The following is a 4379-nucleotide window of genomic DNA, read 5'->3' as shown; positions in this document are numbered from 1 at the left end:
CCCCCGACGTGTCTACTTTCCGGGGGTCAGGCCCATCACCCGTCGACTCGTTGATCTTCCTGTCGTCGGATTCCCCACCAGGCTGCACGTAAAAGTACCCAGATTCCGGTGCACAGCCGACTCATGTAAGAGGAAGATCTTCCAAGAATCTTTAACCTGCGCTGATGACGGCGCCAAGCTCACTTATCGGGTCACCCGCTGGATCTTGCAACGCCTAGCCATAGATCGAATGAGTGTGTCCGCTACCGCCAAAGCACTCGGTGTGGGCTGGGACCTGGTCAACCAGGTCGCACTAGATGCCTGCCGCCAGCTTGTCTACGGCGACCCTTGTCACCTAGACGGGGTTCGCATTCTTGGAGTCGATGAACATGTATGGAAACACACCAGAAAACCAGGTCAGGCATCAAACCTGGTGACCATACTTGTTGACCTCACCCCGCTGGTAGACGGGCGTGGGCCTGCACGTTTGTTAGACATGCGACCAGGCAGATCCGCCGACGTGCTGAAGCGGGCGGCTTAAAGAGCGCGACCCCAGCTTCCGTGAACAGATACAGGTGGTGACCATGGATGGGTTCACCGGTTATGCCACCGCAGTCGAAGAGCAACTACCACAAGCAGACAAAGTCATGGACCCTTTCCATGTGGTGCATCTAGCAGCCGACAAGCTCACCAGTTGCCGACAGCGACTCCAACGTGAGACCACCGGGCGCCGCGGACGCAAAGATGACCCACTGTACAAGCACCGGTGCACACTGTTGACCAGGACGAACTATCTCACCGAGCGGCAAAAACAACGCTTAGAAGTGTTGTGGGCCACCGATGACGACTACGTGTGCCTGGAAGTAACGTGGCTGCTCTACCAAGACATGATCGCAGCGTACGCGCATCCGAAGAAATCGGAAGGCAAAAAGCTCATGGAACGCATCATCCATACGCTGCGTAAAGGATTACCGAAAGGCTTAGAAGAGCTCGCCCAACTGGGGCGCACCCTGTGGCGTCGACGCAAAGACGCTGCTCGCCTGCTTTGATATCGGCGCATCCAACGGCCCCGTCGAAGCAATCAACGGCAGACTCGAACACCTACGCGGCATCGCCCTAGGATTTAAAAACCTCAACCACTACATCTTGCGATGCCTAATCCACTCCGGACAACTACAGGACAAAACCAACGCACTCTAAAACCGGAAGGGCCCGTTTACCCAGGTTCGCTTCCTGTTCCACAACAATGATTATTAGCAATGTGGGTTAGGCCGCGGCGATACAGGCACCTAAGCCGACGAGGCGAAGAAACCGTTGCTGAAAAATATATAAAACAACACGATCAGTGGCCTAGAAAATAAAGAAGTTTTCTCGTTTGGCTACGAAATGACATAGCAATATCTATTATGCCGTTCTAGAAGAACTCTCTTCTCAAATCATCAAAGGGCCACAATGAAAATTCTCTCTCGAAAGAGTCTTGCCGTTGTCATAGCGGGCATGTTGTTAAGTAGCATGCCCGCCACTGCGGTAGCCCAATCATCTTTTTCTGGCTCGTCTCGCCAGAACCAACAGCAACATCTATCAGAAACTCCTCAGTCCCCTATTTCTGATCAGTCCCCTATTTCCGATAATGAAGCGGATACTTCACACATAGGAGACGGGCCATTTGCACAATGGGATATTCCGACCCCACCCGGCGCTGAGTGGTATGAGGTCAATCAAGCCACGGAAGACGAACTCAATCCGCAGGGGCTAGCAGAGTGGCATCCAACCTCAGATCCAAAGAATAAACTGGTTCCTGGTCAGATGCGTTCTGACATGGAAGATATTCCTGCCGGCGTCAGCAAAGTTGAAGCTGACCAGGCTGAAATCCGAGAAGCACAGCTCGCCTCCCCAACCGCACCGACTTTGAATGCCCGTCAAGGTTGCGGAGTGTACTGGCCTACAAGTTTCGAAGTATGCGGTCTAATCAAGGAAAAGTATGACAGTATCGGTGGACCGACCAGCTTCCTCCTCCTTCCTAAATCTAATGAACTCACCAATCCAGATGGAATTGGGAAACGCTCAGAGTTTGTTAATGGATTTATTTACTGGCGACCCGAGACTGGAGCGCATACGGTCAGCATTCCAGTTTCCAAGGTCTGGGAACGGCATGGCTGGGAGGGTGGATTTCTTGGCTACCCCGTAACAAGTGACATTGCCCAGGGTAATGCTTGGTACAGACAAGATTTCCAAGGTGGACACGTCTACACTCACAATGCGCTACCGGCAAGTCAAGCCAGCATTCAAGGAGCTATTTTCGACAAATGGCAATCCATGGGTGCACAAACTGGCGAACTTGGATATCCTGTTAGTGATGAGTTGACAACCCCGGATGGCGTAGGACGCTATAACGTATTTGAAAACGGAATGATTTATTGGACTCCTCAAACGGGTGCACACGCCGTCCAAGGAGCGATACTTTCGGAATGGGGCAAAAATGGGTACGAAAAGAGCAACTTCGGATTTCCAACCTCTGATGAGTATCTTGATTCTGAGTCTGACATCACCCAAGAATTTTCCGGTGGAACACTTCGTGTTCGAGATTTTGTGAAAGGCGACGAAGGCACCACATTCAGTAACGGAAAGCTGGTCGATAATACTCTGATTAAGTTCATCCGCGATGCTTACGGAGTAGACCTTCTCAGGGAAATTCAGCTGGACTTACCGGTTGTCCAGTCCGGGCATCAAGCGTATCCGCCTGAAAATGGAACAGTAGTTGCCACGGATAGCAGCGGGAAACCCTACACCTTTCAGATAAAGTCCCCTATATCGATTTCGAGCAAATACGTATATAACCCTAACGGGGTTAACCCTACGCTACATGACTATTGCACGGCCCCCTCGCCTCAGTTTTGGTTCGACGATAAAACAAAGATTGCAGCTGATCTTCGTGGGCCCTGCAGCTACCATGATCTTTGCTATGGTCTAAATCCGGATAACTACACTGCTCGATCCAATCTATGTGACCCCGCCCTGAGGAGAGATTGGCAATATGTATGCCGCGAGTCCTACAACAGTTCATTCACTCGTTGCAGAGGATTTGTCGACTCCGCGTATACGGTCATGCACAGCTATCAACGAGTTAAAAATATGAATAGGTAGCGGCAGAATGTTAAAAATAAAACTTAAGAATTGGCAGCGACCCGTTTTGCTCGTCTCGGTTCTTTTGGGGCTAACGTTGTCTGGGTGTGGATTTTTCGACGGTCTCGATCAGATGGCCGAGGCTAGCCCATCCGGAAACATCGCTGTTTCTCTAGATCAAACGGGCGGTGTCACTGTTCATATGATTGCTTGTGATATTCAGGTTGAATCAGTAGAGCTTCTCATTCAATCAACCACTCCCGGAGATCCGCCCCTCAGTGAACGGATCAACCTCAAGCACCCACAAGGTGGGTACGTTGAGCTTCGATTACCGGCTTCTACATCCAATAATCCTCCAGTACTGAACTCGATTATCGCGGACCCGCAGTTAGAGTTTTGGGTCATCCCAATCACGTACAAGGGAGGCGAAGATGAGCACCGATTTGTGCCTGAACTCAGTGGAATCACGATTGCAGAAGTCGAGAATCATCCCCGTGGCACGCTTTTAGTCCAGAATTACGTCGCCGGGACCCATGATCCGATTACGTTGGACGAAGTAACACTAGATGCGTTCAAGGATGGACCTGCAAATAGTCGCCCTCCGGGTTGTACTGTGGAATAGAAACTCCAAACCTTTCGAAGGGGTGAGCGACTAATTAGAAGTCTCTTTTGCCAAACGCCCCATTGGCTGGGGCCATGCTGATAATGAGAATCAAGCCTGGACTTTGTTAGCGTGGCCATCGCTATCCTGGCCTTGGGCGCGTGGGCAATGCAATCCTTGCTGCAGACAGTAAGAATCGCCCTCGAGGAAGAAGAGAAGCCGACATTCCTGAGTTCAACGCGGTTTTGCATCGCTCACTCACTGGGCATTAGACGCAGACATAAGAAAATACCAGCAAAGAGCTGGGAGCCCTTAGCGAACAAGACCACTTGAGCGATAGGACTCTTGAGTTTGTTCGGGCGGTAGGCACTCTTAATAACGATAGAAAGAATCCTCTTTCCTCACCAAGTGCCGTCTAGGTTTACGTTTTCGGTCCTCTCCCGGTCCTGGATGCCATCCACATTGTGTGCTCACGACTAATAGCTGCTTCGGTATCCGCAGCTTCAAACGTACAATCGGCTTCTGGGATCGACCTCAACTTTTCTGCTTGTATCACATGCCCCATCGCTGTTGTCATAGAATAGGCCGTCGGCAGCGGTGAAAACTGTTTCACCGCAATTCACGCTGCTCCCGCCGCGTTGAGTGTTTAGAAGACTGAAATGGTAGCGGCGTGGTG

3 protein-coding genes and 1 pseudogene are annotated in these 4379 nt (G+C 51.1%); 3 read left to right on the top strand and 1 reads right to left on the bottom strand.

Annotated features, from left to right (window positions below):
* From HMPREF3148_RS05550 to HMPREF3148_RS05540, 3 genes and pseudogenes are all read left to right on the top strand, one after another.
* Positions 1–1179, top strand: a pseudogene (locus tag HMPREF3148_RS05550) (ISL3 family transposase); the annotation flags it as partial.
* A gap of 252 nt (positions 1180–1431) precedes the next feature.
* Positions 1432–3123 (top strand): LGFP repeat-containing protein, encoded by a 1692-nt coding sequence (locus tag HMPREF3148_RS05545; RefSeq protein WP_236081560.1) that lies wholly within the window; start codon positions 1432–1434, stop codon positions 3121–3123.
* Between the two features lie 7 nt (positions 3124–3130).
* Positions 3131–3724, top strand: coding sequence for a hypothetical protein (locus HMPREF3148_RS05540; RefSeq protein ID WP_049062777.1), 594 nt, complete (start codon positions 3131–3133; stop codon positions 3722–3724).
* Between the two features lie 400 nt (positions 3725–4124).
* Here HMPREF3148_RS05540 and HMPREF3148_RS14180 read toward each other — a convergent pair whose 3' ends face one another.
* On the bottom strand, positions 4125–4316 hold the full coding sequence (locus HMPREF3148_RS14180) for a hypothetical protein (protein ID WP_305764321.1): 192 nt from the start codon (positions 4314–4316) through the stop codon (positions 4125–4127).
* Positions 4317–4379: the final 63 nt, after the last annotated feature.

The sequence above is a fragment of the Corynebacterium sp. HMSC05D08 genome (assembly GCF_001807215.1).
Classification (GTDB): domain Bacteria; phylum Actinomycetota; class Actinomycetes; order Mycobacteriales; family Mycobacteriaceae; genus Corynebacterium; species Corynebacterium striatum.
This window is presented reverse-complemented; position numbering and strand designations above follow the sequence as displayed.